Here is a 15,322-nt window from a genome sequence, read left to right on the forward strand (position 1 = left end):
TTTAAAATAAAAAGATGTCCTATATAGAACAAATAGACAAAACTCGGATACCACAACACGTAGCCATCATTATGGATGGAAACGGACGATGGGCAAAACAACGAGGGGAAGAACGTACTTACGGTCACCGTGCTGGCGCAGAAACGGTACAGAATATTACTGAAGATGCTGCCAGACTGGGGATTAAGTACCTGACACTTTATACCTTCTCAACCGAGAACTGGAATCGGCCGCAAGACGAGATAGCGGCTTTGATGAATCTATTGCTAGAATCTATTGAAGAAGAGACACTGATGAAGAACAATATTCGCTTCAACGTAATCGGTGATTTCAAGAAGTTACCGGTTGAAGTTCAGAAAAGTTTGACGTCATGTATAGAACGCACATCCAAGAATAGTGGAATGTATATGGTACTAGCTCTTAGTTACTCATCCCGTTGGGAAATAACAGAAGCGGTACGGCAAATAGCAACGCAGGTAAAAACGGGAGAAATATCTCCCGAGCAAATAACCGATGAGTGTATCTCATCTCATCTGGATACTAATTTTATGCCCGACCCGGATTTACTGATCCGCACGGGAGGAGAAATCCGGTTAAGCAATTATCTCTTATGGCAATGTGCTTATTCGGAGCTTTATTTTTGTGATACCTTCTGGCCGGACTTCGACAAAGAAGAACTCTACAAAGCCATTTGGGAATACCAACAAAGGGAACGCCGATTCGGCAAAACCAGTGAACAGATCAGCTAATATAACTCGAAACATCAAATTATAACATAAATGCATTATCGTATTTCCTTTATATTCATAACGTTTGTCTGCCTGTGCTGCTTTGCGACAACAGGCGTTGCGCAAAATGCTAACACTGATGAAGACTCAAAACCTGTCATCTTATACTCCGGAACACCCAAAAAGTATGAGATAGCAGATATTAAAGTCGAAGGCGTAAAGAATTATGAAGACTATGTATTGATTGGACTATCCGGACTATCGGTAGGACAAACAATTACTGTGCCGGGTGACGAAATCACTGGAGCAATCAAACGTTATTGGCGTCATGGTTTGTTCTCAAATGTACAAATCACAGCCGAGAAAATAGAAGGCAACAAAATCTGGTTAAAAATCAGTCTGACACAACGCCCACGTATCGCAGATGTACGCTACCACGGTGTGAAAAAGTCAGAACGTACCGACCTTGAGGCCAAGCTAGGAATGGTAAAAGGTATGCAGATTACTCCGAATACCGTAGACCGTGCCAAAACATTGATCAAACGTTATTTTGATGACAAGGGATTCAAAAATGCCGAAGTAATCATCGCACAGAAAGACGATCCTTCCAGCGAGAATCAGGTGATTGTGGATATTGATATAGACAAAAAGGAGAAAATCAAAGTACACAAAATCACCATTGCAGGAAACACTGCAATCAAGGCTTCCAAGCTGAAAAAAGTAATGAAGAAAACCAATGAGAAAGGTAAACTTCTAAACTTGTTCCGCACCAAGAAATTCGTGCCGGAAAACTTTGAAGCAGATAAACAACTTATCATCGACAAGTATAATGAGCTGGGATATCGTGATGCAATGATCGTTAAAGACAGCGTTTCACAATATGATGAAAAGACAGTAGATGTATATTTGGATATAGACGAAGGTCAGAAATACTATCTTCGTAACGTGACATGGGTAGGTAATACTCTTTATCCGTCGGAACAGTTGAACTTCCTGCTTCGTATGAAGAAAGGCGATGTATACAACCAGAAGTTGTTGAATGAGCGTGTTTCTACAGACGACGATGCTATCGGTAACTTATATTACAATAACGGTTACCTCTTCTACAACCTTGATCCGGTAGAAGTAAATATCGTAGGCGACTCTATCGACCTCGAAATGAGAATCTATGAAGGCCGTCAGGCTACTATCAATAAGATTAAGATCAGTGGTAACGACCGTTTGTATGAAAACGTCGTTCGCCGTGAACTTCGTATCCGCCCGGGACAGCTGTTCAGCAAAGAAGACTTGATGCGTTCTTTGCGTGAAATCCAGCAAATGGGCCACTTTGACCCGGAAAAACTGCAACCGGATATTCAACCGGATCCGATGAACGGAACTGTTGACATAGGCTTGCCTTTGACTTCCAAAGCCAACGACCAGGTAGAGTTCTCTGCCGGTTGGGGACAAACGGGTATCATTGGTAAGTTGAGTTTGAAGTTTACCAACTTCTCCGTAGCCAACCTGTTACACCCGGGTGAAAACTACCGTGGTATCCTGCCGCAAGGTGACGGACAGACATTGACCATCAGCGGACAGACGAATGCTAAATACTACCAATCATACAGTATTTCATTCTTCGATCCATGGTTTGGCGGTAAACGTCCGAACTCATTCTCTGTATCGGCTTTCTTCTCTGTACAAACAGACATCAGTAGCCGTTACTACAATTCCAGCTATTTCAACAACTACTACAACAGCATGTATAGTGGTTACGGTGGTTATGGTATGTACAATTACGGTAACTATAACAACTACGAAAACTATTATGACCCGGACAAGTCTATCAAGATGTGGGGACTTTCCGTAGGTTGGGGTAAACGTCTGAAATGGCCGGATGACTATTTCACTCTTTCTGCCGAATTAGCTTACCAACGCTACAACTTGAGCGACTGGCAATACTTCCCGGTAACCAATGGAAAATGTAATGACCTTAGCATTTCATTGACTTTGGCACGTAACTCTATTGACAACCCGATCTTCCCCCGTTCAGGTTCAGATTTCTCATTGTCAGTTCAGCTTACACCGCCTTACTCATTGATGGACGGTAAAGACTATAAGGGATATTATAGTAACCCTGAAACAGGTAGCATTACCCAGGACAACATGAATAAACTTCATAAATGGATAGAATACCACAAATGGAAATTCAAAGGCAAAACGTATACTCCGTTGATGGACCCGATTGCACATCCGAAATGTCTGGTGTTAATGACACGTACTGAATTCGGTTTGTTAGGTCACTACAACCAATACAAAAAATCTCCGTTCGGAACATTCGACGTGGGTGGTGACGGTATGACCGGTTATTCAACTTATGCAACTGAAAGTATCGCTTTGCGCGGTTACGAAAACAGCTCATTAACTCCATACGGATCTGAAGGTTATGCTTACGCACGCCTCGGCATTGAATTAAGATATCCGTTGATGCTGGAAACAAGTACTAACATTTATGTGTTAGGTTTCCTAGAAGCTGGTAACGCATGGCACGATATCAAGAAATTCAATCCATTCGAGTTGAAACGTTCTGCCGGTGTCGGTGTTCGTATCTTCCTGCCGATGATTGGTATGATGGGTATTGACTGGGGTTACGGTTTCGATAAAGTATTTGGTTCTAAACAATACGGAGGAAGTCAATTCCACTTTATCTTAGGACAAGAATTCTAATGTATCATCAAAAACTAAACGTTATGAGAAAGTCTGTTCTATTAATCATGATGCTGTTTGCTGTCAGCATGGCGGCAAATGCACAGAAGTTTGCACTGATCGATACGGAATATATCATGAAGAATATTCCGGCAGCTCAAAGCGCTAATGAGCAAATGCAAGAAGCTACGAAGAAATACCAGAGCGAAGTAGAAGCCCTGGCAAAAGAAGCACAGAAGATGTTCCAGGACTACCAGGCAAAATCTTCCACTCTTTCTGCCGCACAAAAGACAAAGACAGAAGATGCAATCGTAGCTAAAGAAAAAGCGGCAGCCGAGTTGAAGCGTAACTACTTCGGTCCGGAAGGCGAATTAGCCAAGATGAGAGACAAGTTGATTACTCCAATTCAGGACGATATTTATGAAGCCGTGAAAGCTATATCACAGCAACATGGATATGATTTGATTATCGACAGAGCCTCTGCTACAGGTATAATATTTGCAAATCCACGCATAGATATTAGTGATGAAATCCTAAGAAAATTAGGATATTCAAATTAATTTCATACATTTGCAGCTGGAAATAACTAAAAATCATTCAAATAAATTATAGAACTATGTTAAAAAAAATTGCACTTGTAATGTTGCTTGCACTCCCAATGGGTGTATTTGCACAGAACCTGAAATTCGGCCACATTAATGCACAGGAAATCATCACTGTGATGCCCGAATTCACCAAAGCTCAAAATGACATTCAGACTTTAGAAAAACAACTTACTGCTGAACTTCAGAGAACGCAGGAAGAATTCAACAAGAAATATCAGGAATTCCAACAAGCTATCGCTAAGGATTCTCTTCCTCCCAACATCGCTGAAAGAAGACAAAAAGAATTGCAAGATATGATGCAAAGACAAGAGCAATTCCAACAAGATGCTCAACAGCAAATGGCGAAAGCACAAAATGATGCCATGGCTCCTATCTATCAGAAGTTGGACAATGCTATCAAAGCCGTAGGCGCTGCTGAAGGGGTAATCTACATCTTCGACCTGGCAAGAACTTCGATTCCATACGTAAACGAATCACAGAGCATCAACTTGACTAGCAAGGTAAAAGCAAATCTTGGTATCAAATAGGAACTGAGCAAGAATAAAGAAATACCAAAAGGGAAAGAGAAAGAAGGATCAACTTCTTTCTCTTTCCCTTTTTTTGGCGTACATTTGCGTATATAAATCAAGTGTGTCATGAAGCAACATCTATCCAATACGCCCGGCCCGATCGGAGTATTTGACTCCGGTTACGGAGGTCTGACCATCTTAGACAAAATAAGAGAAGTATTACCGGAATATGATTATATCTATTTGGGAGATAATGCACGTGCTCCTTACGGAACACGTTCTTTTGAGGTCGTATACGAATTTACCCGGCAAGCAGTCAACAAACTATTTGATATGGGCTGCCACCTGGTTATATTAGCTTGCAATACAGCTTCCGCAAAAGCTTTGCGCAGTATTCAGATGAATGATTTACCAGGCATCGATCCGGCTCGCCGTGTGCTCGGAGTCATCCGCCCTACCGTAGAGTGTGTCGGAGAGATAAGCAAAAACCAGCATATCGGTGTACTGGCAACAGCAGGCACCATCAAATCCGAATCGTATCCGTTGGAAATACACAAGTTGTTTCCTGAAATCCAGGTCAGCGGCACAGCCTGTCCGATGTGGGTATCACTAGTTGAAAACAATGAATCACAGGACGAAGGAGCAGACTATTTTATCCGGAAGTACATCAACCAATTGCTATCGAAGGATCCTCAAATAGATACCGTCATTCTCGGATGTACTCATTTCCCCATACTTCTACCCAAAATTCGGCAATATATTCCGGAGCATATCAGTGTAATTGCGCAAGGCGAGTATGTTGCGGAAAGTCTGAAAGACTATCTGAAAAGACATCCCGAAATGGATGCAAAATGCACGAAGAATGGGAACTGCCAGTTTTACACGACCGAAGCGGAAGAAAAGTTTTCAGAATCGGCCTCTACTTTCCTGAAACAGCAGATTAGCGTAAAACACATCACGCTCGAATAAAAATTAAGAAAAAAGTAACCGATTCTCTCTCTTTTTTGTTATATTTGTAGATAACCCCTAATAAGCAAGATCATGAAAGAAGAAGATTATAGCAAAGCAATAGAAGTATTCTCCGGATCCCCATGGGAAGCCGAGATCATCAAAGGGCTACTAGAAAGCAATGACATCCGTTGCGTAATCAAAGATGGGATTATGGGTACACTGGCACCCTATATCGCTCCTTCCGTATCCGTTCTTGTCACCGAGGATCAATACGAAGCGGCCACCGCACTTATCAGGAGCCGGGCCGAGAAAGATAACGACTGATGCGGTCGAGCCCTTCGCGGATATTCTCCAATGAGTTTGCATAGGAGAAACGTACATATCCTTCGCCTCCCGTACCAAAATCCACCCCGGGAGTAATGCCGACGTGTGCATGTTCGAGTACATCGAATGCAAAACGATAAGAGTCGGTAGTAAATTTGTGTGCGTCAGCAAAAATGTAAAATGCCCCTTGAGGTTCTACTTTTATTTCAAAACCCATTTCCCGAAGGCGGGCAATCATATATCGGCGACGCTCATCATAAACCTGCCTCATCCGTTCCACGTCCGGTTCAGCCTGCCGCAATGCGGCAATCCCCGCCTGCTGGGCAACACTGGACGCACAGATAAACAGATTTTGCTGTAACTTTTGCAAAGATCGCATACAAGATTTAGGTGCGATCAAATAACCCAACCGAAGCCCCGTCATCGCAAAACGTTTAGAGAATCCGTTCAGGACAAAAGCCTGATCCGTATATTCAAGGATGCTGTGCGCACGCCCTTCATACACAAGGCCGTGATAAATTTCATCTGAAATGACAGGAACTCCCAATGCAGCTACGTCCTTCAAGAATTTTTCATCCAACAACATTCCGGTCGGATTCATCGGAGAATTGATAAAGATAGCTGCAGTATGCGGATTCACACACTTACGGATAGCCTCTATGTCGTATTGCAGATATTCTTTAGACAAAGGAACCAAAACAGGTTTGGCTTGCGTAGCCAACACAAAATTGCGATAGCAAGCGTACCCCGGATTGGAAAGAATCACTTCACTATCCGGATTGCAGAGCAACATCAATGCAAGAAGAATAGAAGGAGAAGACCCGGAAGTCACGACAATACAATCCGGATCTACCGTTACCCCATATTCGCGCAGATAAAAAGCGGCAATTTCCCGTCGCAGTTCCGGATCACCCAAAGAATGTGTATAATGAGTCAGATGACGATCATAAGCCGCTTTTGCCGCTTCCGCCACACAGGCCGGCACATCAAAATCGGGTTCGCCAACTTCCAGATGAATAATATCAATGCCTTGTTTTTGCAATTCGTTCGCCCTCTCCAACACATCCATTACGATGAAAGAGGTCATCTGTTCTACTTGTGGGTTTGTATGTTTCATTGCTTATCTTTTCTCTATCTGACTGCAAAGATAATTCTTTTTAGCCTGTTTTGGTAACATATCGGCAAAAAGCTCTATATTTGTGCTTTCAAATCGTTAGTAAGAATGAAACAGGAATTTACACGAATCGCAGTAAAAGTAGGAAGCAATGTATTGACACGCCGCGACGGAACGCTGGACGTTACCCGTATGTCGGCACTTGTTGACCAGATAGCGGAATTACATAAATCCGGGGTGGAAATCATTCTGATTTCTTCGGGAGCTGTTGCTTCCGGGCGCAGTGAAGTGCATCCACTGAAAAAACTCGATAGTGTAGACCAACGCCAGTTGTTTTCTGCCGTAGGTCAGGCTAAGCTCATCAACCGTTACTACGAACTTTTCCGCGAGCATAGTATTCCTGTTGGTCAGGTGTTAACCACGAAAGAAAGTTTTGGTACCCGCCGCCATTATCTGAATCAGAAAAACTGTATGACGGTAATGCTTGAAAACAATGTTATTCCTATTGTCAACGAGAATGATACAATTTCCGTCAGCGAGCTTATGTTCACTGATAATGATGAATTGTCCGGGCTCATCGCTTCCATGATGGATGCACAGGCTCTCATTATCCTAAGCAACATTGACGGAATTTACAATGGTTCTCCTGCCGATCCGGGTTCTTCTGTTATCCGGGAGATCGATCACGGAAAAGATTTATCCAATTATATTCAGGCAACGAAGTCCAGTTTCGGACGGGGGGGAATGTTGACGAAAACAAATATTGCCCGCAAAATAGCTGATGAAGGAATTACAGTGATTATTGCCAATGGGAAACGGGATAATATTCTGGTAGATTTGCTTCAGCATCCAAAAGAAACGCTTTGTACACGTTTTATCCCTTCAAACGAACCGGTATCCAGTGTAAAAAAATGGATTGCTCATAGCGAGGGGTTTGCCAAAGGAGAAATTCACATCAACGAATGTGCGACAGAAGTTCTAAACTCTGAAAAGGCTGTCAGCATCCTCCCCATCGGAATTACTCACGTTGAAGGTGAATTTGAGAAAGATGACATTGTGCGTATCATGGACTTTCAAGGAAATCAAGTGGGCGTTGGAAAGGTGAACTGCGATTCCAAACAGGTGCAAGAAGCAATCGGTAAGCATGGAAAGAAACCGGTAGTACATTATGACTATCTATACATTGAATAATTAATAATAAGAATTTCTGTTTTATCCGATTTTAGACTAAAATTAGCTTGTTTCTGAAACAGCAATGAACTGTTTCAGCCTATTCTAACAAGGGTATATTCTCACTGCAATGAGAAAAAGTTCTCATTATAATGAGTATTTCTTCTCATACCTATGAGTATTTTTTCTCATAGGGATAAGTATACTTGAGAATGTTTACGGAAGTTTTTTTGAATTATAATTGTATGAGTTTACCTCATTTCTATACCGAAATGAATTTTCAACTAATCAGAAAAAGAGATACGAAATTAGAACTATATGTCTCTACAATCTATATACCATCACAAAAGCAACATTTATTTCTGTTTTCAACAAGTTTTATTCACATCATTCACTATATTTGCATAGTTTATCTTTCCATTTAATGCAAAAAAGGAGCAAATGACTACAAATTTAAACGAGACCTTTGCTGCCGTACAGGTGGCAAGTCGGGAATTAGCCTTGCTGAATGATGACATCATCAATCAGATTTTAAATGCAGTAGCTGACGCAGCAATTGCAGAAACACCTTTCATTCTTGCAGAGAATGAAAAAGACCTCGCACGGATGGACAAAAATGATCCGAAGTACGACCGGTTGAAATTGACGGAAGAACGTTTAAAAGGCATTGCTGCCGACACACGCAATGTAGCGACACTCCCCTCTCCTTTGGGTAAAGTGTTGAAAGAAAGTGTTCGCCCCAATGGGATGAGATTGACAAAAGTCAGCGTTCCTTTCGGAGTGATAGGAATTATTTATGAAGCCCGTCCGAATGTCAGTTTTGATGTTTTCTCCCTTTGTCTAAAGAGTGGAAATGCCTGCATATTGAAAGGAGGAAGTGATGCCGATTGTTCCAACCGGGCTATCATCAGTGTGATTCACGAAGTATTGAAGAAATTCAATATCAATCCACACATTGTAGAACTACTTCCGGCTGATAGAGAAGCTACGGCAGCATTGCTGAATGCTGTGGGTTACGTAGACCTGATTATCCCCAGAGGCAGCAGCAGCCTGATTCATTTCGTACGCGAGAATGCAAAAATTCCCGTTATTGAAACAGGGGCAGGTATCTGTCACACTTACTTTGATGAATTTGGAGATGTAAACAAGGGGGCAGCTATTATTCACAATGCGAAGACACGCAGGGTTAGCGTATGTAATGCGCTGGACTGCACCATTATACATGAGAAAAGACTGACCGATCTCCCTATGCTTTGCGAGAAACTAAAAGACAGCCATGTCATTATCTATGCTGACGCACAGGCTTATCAAGCATTAGAAGGCCGCTATCCTGCCGAACTTCTGGAACACGCCAAAGCAGAAAGTTTCGGCACAGAGTTTCTGGATTATAAAATGGCTGTCAAGACCGTAAAAAGCTTCGAAGATGCCTTAGACCATATTCAGGAAAACAGCTCCAAACATAGCGAGTGTATTGTTACCGAAAACAAGGAACGTGCAGCCTTATTCACAAAGATTGTGGATGCAGCTTGCGTATACACCAATGTATCTACTGCCTTCACTGACGGAGCGCAATTCGGATTAGGAGCAGAAATCGGAATCAGTACGCAAAAACTACATGCGCGCGGTCCGATGGGACTGGAAGAGATCACCTCTTACAAATGGGTCATCGAAGGAGACGGGCAAACGAGAAGAAATTGAGACGATACCGTTATCGTTAAAAATCAAACAAGGTATTGAACGAAACTAATTGAAAATTAAGAATTAAAAGATAAATGATATGAAGAAATTTACTTGCGTACAGGACATCGGCGATTTAAAATCAGCCCTTGCAGAAGCATTCGAAATTAAAAAAGATCGTTTCAAATATGTAGAACTGGGACGAAACAAGACTTTGATGATGATCTTCTTCAACTCCAGTCTGCGCACCCGCCTTAGCACACAGAAAGCTGCAATCAACTTGGGAATGAATGTAATGGTACTAGATATCAATCAAGGTGCATGGAAATTGGAAACCGAACGTGGCGTAATTATGGATGGCGATAAACCGGAACATATCTTAGAAGCCATTCCGGTGATGGGCTGTTATTGTGATCTCATCGGAGTACGTTCTTTCGCCCGTTTCGAAAACCGCGACTTTGACTATCAGGAAACGATTATCAATCAATTTATCCAATACTCCGGACGTCCCGTCTTTTCGATGGAAGCGGCAACACGCCACCCATTGCAGAGCTTTGCCGACTTGATTACCATTGAAGAATACAAGAAAACAGCACGTCCTAAAGTGGTCATGACCTGGGCTCCACATCCACGTCCATTGCCACAAGCTGTTCCCAATTCTTTTGCCGAATGGATGAACGCAACGGATTACGAATTTGTCATCACCCACCCCGAAGGTTATGAACTTGCCCCGCAATTTGTAGGCAACGCAAAAGTAGAATACGACCAGATGAAGGCTTTCGAAGGAGCCGACTTTATATATGCCAAGAACTGGGCAGCTTATTCTGGCGACAATTACGGACAGATATTAAGTAAAGATCGTGATTGGACAGTCAGCGACCGTCAAATGGCAGTTACCAACAACGCTTATTTCATGCATTGTCTTCCGGTTCGCAGAAATATGATTGTGACAGACGATGTGATCGAAAGCCCGCAATCAATCGTTATTCCGGAAGCTGCTAATCGTGAAATCTCGGCAACTGTCGTTCTGAAGAGACTATTGGAAGGACTAAAATAACCGAAAAATAAAGAGGCCGAAAAGCCTTTTCCATCAACGCATAAGAACAAAAGAACATCTCCTTAAAATCCTACTTATAAATATAAAAACAGGATTTGAAAATTGAGATGTTCTTTTGTTCTTATTGTATTTAAAATAAAAGCAGGCTATTACTTACCGCCCGCTCTTTACTTTACCTTATTTCTCTATTTCTTTGCCAGCCTCCTGCCAGGAATTAAATCCTTTATCAAGCTCAAAGACCTTATAGCCCTTCTCACTCAAAATTGCCGCAGCCTTCTTGCTCCGATTACCACTACGGCAATACACAGCCACCGGTTTATCCTTCTGTAATAATGAATCAGCCATTGAAGCAAAAGAATCATCCATCACATTGATGTTGATTGTCTTCGTGATGTGCCCCTCCGAATATTCCGCAAGTGTGCGGACATCCAGACGTTGTATATCCTCATTCTGAATAAGAGAATCAAATTCCTCTACATTCATGGATTGAAAATCTCCTTTCTGCTGACAAGAGAAAAGGGAAGAGAGAAATAAAAATATCCCCACGATTAATTGATTCAATTTAAACATATATACTCTATTATTCAATTCTGCCCAGGAGTATAGTCAAACCCGGGATCACAATACTTTTCAGATACTACCGCAGATCCATCCTTATCGTACGTACAATATTTAAACTTAATATTCATAGTCCGGCCAGGATGCTCTTCATCAATATATTGCGCCAAAGGAACAGAGATGTAAGCACGCCGATTATAGTATTCTTCATCACTGTTCGCATCATGGTATAATAACATATTCACAATACCATTTGTTTTAAGTTCAGACACATCTTCCACTATGCCGAAAGTATGTCCTTTGCCTGTACTGACTTTTAGATTCAGAATCATATTCAGATAATCCCTCCCCAGCCAGATACTGACCACCTCTACCGGGTCTTGCTTTATACCGTCTTTATACACAGGATCATCTTCCGGCTTAGGCACCGGCACAATGAGCGATTGCAAAGAATATATAGTAGCCGCACTTCCATCCGGAAGCACTTCATAGTTACTCATTACACGTCTGGAGGTATTTGCGGCAATAGTAGAACCCGTACGGTCTTCCGCCACAGGCAAAGCCTCTCCCTTATCAGGAATAAGCGTTTGTATACGACCGTCTTCCCCGGCCTCTACAGTCACAAATTCCAGTTTCACCGAAGGATAATAATAATCATCATCTCCACAGGCAGTCATCAGGAAAAGCAATCCCCACAACCAAATAACATGTAATTTTCTTCTTTTCATCGGCAAGCTGCTAAATAATTAACTAACGGATTGGAATACATTAATAACAACTTCTCACGCAAAAAGTCCTCATCCTTATTCGGAATCTTGATCTTTGCCAATTGTTGTTCAATATAGTTCATAAACTGTTGTTTCTCTTCTTCCGTGTAATTGGACCCGAATTCCGTCGTGCCATTCAGCCAATCGTACGCCACATAATTTCCCGGATATATCCGGTAATTACGATGAATGCGGCGGTCAATACAAGCAGAGATACGGGCAAACAAATCCGGTTTCGGCAACGAACGGTCCAACTCTTTCAGATCATCATTCAGACAAGGGGCAACCTGAAAATGTACCCTGCCTTTATATCCGAAAAGACCGGTTTGCATATTAATCAAATCGTCCTGCGTCGTCTTCTTATACCCTTCGATGTCTCTCTTCAACTGAAACTCCTGCGCTTTCAGAAAATCACACGGGTCATATTCGTATGAAATAGCAAGCGGAGCAATATTCATTTCCATCAAACGGTCTATCAAATCACCTTCACCACCCATTGCCAGCATTTTCAACACACTGTCTTGCGTACGGTCATTCGAATCTTTTGCACGTCCTTCACGCTGCGCAATCCAAATAGACTGTTTTTTCTCCGAAATGGTGTAATGCATATAACGGGACATACGCGCTGAAGATTCCAACATTTGCCGCATGGTCAATGCCCGCTGCACAATGAATGATTTATTGACACGTACCAGTTTCTTAATCCAGGGATAAATCAGCAAATTATCTCCAATCGCTATTTCTACCGTATCCATTCCCTGGTCAATCAACAAAATAGAGAGAAAGCCCGAATCGAGAATAATGTCTCTATGATTCGATATATACGTATAAGCTTTACTTTTATCCGGTATGGCGGTATGATCCAGAGTCAGCCCGGCGGTATGATCTGCCGCTATCTTCCACAAAATGCCATAACAAAATGCCTCCTGAAAATCAAGTTTAGTCTTACAGGCACGCATTTTCTGCGCCAGAAGTTCAAATGGAACGTTCGGTATAGCCCCGGTAGCAGCTTTCTGAAAAGCCGGATCGGCAATCAGTTCCTCAAAGATTTGAGGAAGTTCCTCATCATTGTAAGGACGAATTTCATTAAACTCTGTCAGATCCATCACGTGATTAAAATTTGTTTTCAATAATATCGGTCATCACATCCTTTATATCCAGTCCGGCTGCACGCACCTGCTGGGGAATAAAGCTGGTAGTAGTCATTCCCGGAGTAGTGTTTACTTCGAGAAGATTCAGTTTTTCACCGGCAGTCACAATATAATCTACACGGATAATGCCGGAGCAACCTAATATATCATAGATAGCCGAAGTCAACATCTGCACACGCTTGGTCAGTTCGTCCGAGATACGCGCAGGAGTGATTTCATCTACCTGTCCATTATATTTAGCATCATAATCAAAAAACTCATTGTGCGTCACCACTTCCGTAGGCGGGAAGATAACTGTCTTCTCTTTGGTCTTATAGCAGCCGCAAGTCAGTTCCGTTCCATCCATAAACGCTTCTACAAGTACTTCTTGCGCCTCTCCGAAAGCTTTAACAATGGCCGGCTGTATTTGTTCTTTTGTTTTTACTTTCGTAACTCCGAAGCTCGAACCTCCCAGACTAGGCTTGATAAAACAAGGCAGACCGATCTTTTCCACTACTTCCTCGTCAGAAATCGATTGTCCCTGGCGCAGCAACAATGATTCGGCAATGCGCACTCCAAAAGCTTTCAGATATTGATTGCAGGTAAACTTGTCGTATGTAATGGCAGCTGCCAATACTCCACAACAGGAATACGGTATACGCATCATATCAAAATAGCCTTGCAGGCGACCATCCTCACCGGGCGTACCATGGATGGTAATATAAGCAAAGTCGAACACAACCTTTTCCGTTCCGTTCGTAAAACTAAAGTCATTTCTATCTACCGGCACTTTATTTCCGTCCGGCAATTGTACTTCCCAGCGACGGCCTTCCATCTCCACGATATACAAATTATACTTTTCCTTATCAATAAAGGAATAAATGCCCTGTGCACTACGCAGGGAAACTACGATTTCAGAGGTATCCCCTCCTGCTACGATAGCGATGTTGCGTTTCATTCTAATTCTCTATTACTTATATAGCCTCTCCACTTCTCGATAAGCCGGGTCATGTCATCCGGAAGTTCGGAAGTAAAGTACATCTCCTCACCTGTGACGGGATGCACAAACCCCAACGTCATAGCATGCAAAGCCTGTCGGGGACAAGTGTCAAAGCAATTATTTACAAACTGTTTGTATTTACTAAAATGAGTTCCTTTCAGTATCTCATGCCCGCCATAGCGTTCGTCATTGAACAATACATGGCCGATATGCTTCATGTGGACACGAATCTGATGGGTACGTCCTGTTTCAAGTATACATTCCACAAGGGTTACGTATCCCAGTCTTTCCAATACACGGTAGTGCGTAACGGCATGCTTGCCCACCGTCGGGTCGGACATCACCGCCATCTGCATCCGGTCTTTCGGATTGCGGGCGATATTACCGACAATCGTTCCTTCATCCTGTTCCACAACGCCCCACACCAAAGCACGATATCTGCGTTTGGTAGTCTTATTAAAAAATTGGAGTCCCAGATTTGTTTTGGCATCCGGTGTCTTGGCAATCACCAGTAAGCCTGAAGTATCTTTATCGATGCGATGAACAAGTCCCACGTGCGGGTCATTGGCATCATAATCCGGTATATCCTTCATGTGCCAGGCCAGCGCATTGACCAGCGTGCCGTGATAGTTTCCGTGTCCCGGATGCACGACCAATCCCGCCGGTTTATTCACAACCATCAGATAAGGGTCTTCATAAACGATAGTAAGGGGAATATTTTCAGGAATAATTTCATTTTCATAACGGGGACGGTCCATCATTACCGTAATGACATCCAGCGGTTTCACTTTGTAGCTACTCTTCACCGGTTTGCCATTGGCCATAACGAATCCGTCTTCGGCAGCCTTCTGAATACGGTTGCGCGAAGCATTGACAATACGTTCGAACAGATATTTGTCGACTCTGACCATCGCCTGTCCCTTGTCTACAACCACGCGGAAGTGTTCGTAAAGCTGGGATTCGTCACCGACAGGTTCTATATCATCCAAATCATTCTCCAGTTCATCCGGAAGTTCTTCCTCTATCATGCGAGTCCGTTTCTGTTAT

General features: G+C 42.6%; 15 protein-coding genes. 9 read left to right on the forward strand and 6 right to left on the reverse strand.

Translation table 11 applies throughout. The features are described from left to right. The first annotated feature begins 14 nt into the window (after positions 1–14). The 6 genes from BSCG_RS10475 (at position 15) to BSCG_RS10450 (ending at position 5,802) form a co-directional block, all read left to right on the forward strand. The gene (locus BSCG_RS10475) at positions 15–749 is read left to right on the forward strand and encodes an isoprenyl transferase (protein WP_004313004.1); all 735 of its coding nucleotides are present in this window, start codon (positions 15–17) and stop codon (positions 747–749) included. Positions 750–779: 30 nt separating this feature from the next. Further along, positions 780–3,434 (forward strand): outer membrane protein assembly factor BamA, encoded by a 2,655-nt coding sequence (gene bamA / locus BSCG_RS10470; RefSeq protein WP_004313003.1) that lies wholly within the window; start codon positions 780–782, stop codon positions 3,432–3,434. 23 nt (positions 3,435–3,457) lie between these two features. Next, a complete protein-coding gene (locus tag BSCG_RS10465; protein WP_008776422.1) occupies positions 3,458–3,973 on the forward strand; it encodes an OmpH family outer membrane protein in 516 nt (171 codons plus the stop codon). 56 nt (positions 3,974–4,029) lie between these two features. Then, positions 4,030–4,545: an OmpH family outer membrane protein gene (locus BSCG_RS10460; RefSeq protein ID WP_004310501.1), complete on the forward strand. Its 516-nt coding sequence runs from the start codon at positions 4,030–4,032 to the stop codon at positions 4,543–4,545. A gap of 108 nt (positions 4,546–4,653) precedes the next feature. After that, entirely contained in the window at positions 4,654–5,496 is an 843-nt protein-coding gene (gene murI / locus BSCG_RS10455; protein WP_008024472.1) for a glutamate racemase, read from the forward strand. 72 nt (positions 5,497–5,568) lie between these two features. Next, positions 5,569–5,802 (forward strand): DUF2007-related protein, encoded by a 234-nt coding sequence (locus BSCG_RS10450; RefSeq protein ID WP_004313000.1) that lies wholly within the window; start codon positions 5,569–5,571, stop codon positions 5,800–5,802. On the opposite strand, the gene BSCG_RS10445 is transcribed toward BSCG_RS10450, so the two are convergent. Beyond that, a complete protein-coding gene (locus BSCG_RS10445; protein WP_008776424.1) occupies positions 5,771–6,919 on the reverse strand; it encodes a pyridoxal phosphate-dependent aminotransferase in 1,149 nt (382 codons plus the stop codon). The two genes, BSCG_RS10450 and BSCG_RS10445, sit on opposite strands and share 32 nt — an antisense overlap. A 105-nt stretch (positions 6,920–7,024) precedes the next feature. Between BSCG_RS10445 and proB the strand changes: the two genes are divergently transcribed. From proB to BSCG_RS10430, 3 genes are all read left to right on the forward strand, one after another. Then, a complete protein-coding gene (gene proB / locus BSCG_RS10440; protein ID WP_008776425.1) occupies positions 7,025–8,107 on the forward strand; it encodes a glutamate 5-kinase in 1,083 nt (360 codons plus the stop codon). Between the two features lie 420 nt (positions 8,108–8,527). Further along, on the forward strand, positions 8,528–9,784 hold the full coding sequence (locus BSCG_RS10435) for a glutamate-5-semialdehyde dehydrogenase (protein WP_008776426.1): 1,257 nt from the start codon (positions 8,528–8,530) through the stop codon (positions 9,782–9,784). Between the two features lie 79 nt (positions 9,785–9,863). After that, on the forward strand, positions 9,864–10,820 hold the full coding sequence (locus tag BSCG_RS10430; RefSeq protein WP_008024468.1) for an acetylornithine carbamoyltransferase: 957 nt from the start codon (positions 9,864–9,866) through the stop codon (positions 10,818–10,820). Between the two features lie 177 nt (positions 10,821–10,997). Here BSCG_RS10430 and BSCG_RS10425 read toward each other — a convergent pair whose 3' ends face one another. The 5 genes from BSCG_RS10425 to BSCG_RS10405 are packed head-to-tail and all read right to left on the reverse strand — an operon-like array spanning position 10,998 to position 15,303. Then, positions 10,998–11,390, reverse strand: coding sequence for a rhodanese-like domain-containing protein (locus tag BSCG_RS10425; protein ID WP_004312995.1), 393 nt, complete (start codon positions 11,388–11,390; stop codon positions 10,998–11,000). 14 nt (positions 11,391–11,404) lie between these two features. Beyond that, positions 11,405–12,106, reverse strand: a complete 702-nt coding sequence (locus BSCG_RS10420) for a hypothetical protein (protein ID WP_008024467.1) — start codon at positions 12,104–12,106, stop codon at positions 11,405–11,407. Next, complete coding sequence (locus BSCG_RS10415) at positions 12,103–13,251, reverse strand: 1-acyl-sn-glycerol-3-phosphate acyltransferase (RefSeq protein ID WP_008024464.1); 1,149 nt, start codon at positions 13,249–13,251, stop codon at positions 12,103–12,105. The genes BSCG_RS10420 and BSCG_RS10415 overlap by 4 nt, the downstream gene beginning before the upstream one ends. 7 nt (positions 13,252–13,258) lie before the next feature. Then, positions 13,259–14,233 carry a D-alanine--D-alanine ligase gene (locus tag BSCG_RS10410; RefSeq protein WP_004312992.1) on the reverse strand — a complete coding sequence of 325 codons (975 nt, stop codon included), beginning with the start codon at positions 14,231–14,233 and terminating at the stop codon, positions 13,259–13,261. Continuing rightward, complete coding sequence (locus tag BSCG_RS10405) at positions 14,230–15,303, reverse strand: RluA family pseudouridine synthase (RefSeq protein ID WP_008776428.1); 1,074 nt, start codon at positions 15,301–15,303, stop codon at positions 14,230–14,232. The genes BSCG_RS10410 and BSCG_RS10405 overlap by 4 nt, the downstream gene beginning before the upstream one ends. Positions 15,304–15,322 lie beyond the last annotated feature (19 nt).

The sequence above is a fragment of the Bacteroides sp. 2_2_4 genome, assembly GCF_000157055.1.
In the GTDB taxonomy this organism is placed as follows: domain Bacteria; phylum Bacteroidota; class Bacteroidia; order Bacteroidales; family Bacteroidaceae; genus Bacteroides; species Bacteroides ovatus.

What these genes read in the sequence shown, in the direction of transcription:
- BSCG_RS10475 (WP_004313004.1), top strand. Translation starts at nt 15, where the DNA reads ATGTCCTATATAGAACAAATAGACAAAACTCGGATACCACAACACGTA.
- bamA (WP_004313003.1), top strand. Translation starts at nt 780, where the DNA reads ATGCATTATCGTATTTCCTTTATATTCATAACGTTTGTCTGCCTGTGC.
- BSCG_RS10465 (WP_008776422.1), top strand. Translation starts at nt 3,458, where the DNA reads ATGAGAAAGTCTGTTCTATTAATCATGATGCTGTTTGCTGTCAGCATG.
- BSCG_RS10460 (WP_004310501.1), top strand. Translation starts at nt 4,030, where the DNA reads ATGTTAAAAAAAATTGCACTTGTAATGTTGCTTGCACTCCCAATGGGT.
- murI (WP_008024472.1), top strand. Translation starts at nt 4,654, where the DNA reads ATGAAGCAACATCTATCCAATACGCCCGGCCCGATCGGAGTATTTGAC.
- BSCG_RS10450 (WP_004313000.1), top strand. Translation starts at nt 5,569, where the DNA reads ATGAAAGAAGAAGATTATAGCAAAGCAATAGAAGTATTCTCCGGATCC.
- BSCG_RS10445 (WP_008776424.1), bottom strand. Translation starts at nt 6,919, where the DNA reads ATGAAACATACAAACCCACAAGTAGAACAGATGACCTCTTTCATCGTA.
- proB (WP_008776425.1), top strand. Translation starts at nt 7,025, where the DNA reads ATGAAACAGGAATTTACACGAATCGCAGTAAAAGTAGGAAGCAATGTA.
- BSCG_RS10435 (WP_008776426.1), top strand. Translation starts at nt 8,528, where the DNA reads ATGACTACAAATTTAAACGAGACCTTTGCTGCCGTACAGGTGGCAAGT.
- BSCG_RS10430 (WP_008024468.1), top strand. Translation starts at nt 9,864, where the DNA reads ATGAAGAAATTTACTTGCGTACAGGACATCGGCGATTTAAAATCAGCC.
- BSCG_RS10425 (WP_004312995.1), bottom strand. Translation starts at nt 11,390, where the DNA reads ATGTTTAAATTGAATCAATTAATCGTGGGGATATTTTTATTTCTCTCT.
- BSCG_RS10420 (WP_008024467.1), bottom strand. Translation starts at nt 12,106, where the DNA reads ATGAAAAGAAGAAAATTACATGTTATTTGGTTGTGGGGATTGCTTTTC.
- BSCG_RS10415 (WP_008024464.1), bottom strand. Translation starts at nt 13,251, where the DNA reads ATGGATCTGACAGAGTTTAATGAAATTCGTCCTTACAATGATGAGGAA.
- BSCG_RS10410 (WP_004312992.1), bottom strand. Translation starts at nt 14,233, where the DNA reads ATGAAACGCAACATCGCTATCGTAGCAGGAGGGGATACCTCTGAAATC.
- BSCG_RS10405 (WP_008776428.1), bottom strand. Translation starts at nt 15,303, where the DNA reads ATGATAGAGGAAGAACTTCCGGATGAACTGGAGAATGATTTGGATGAT.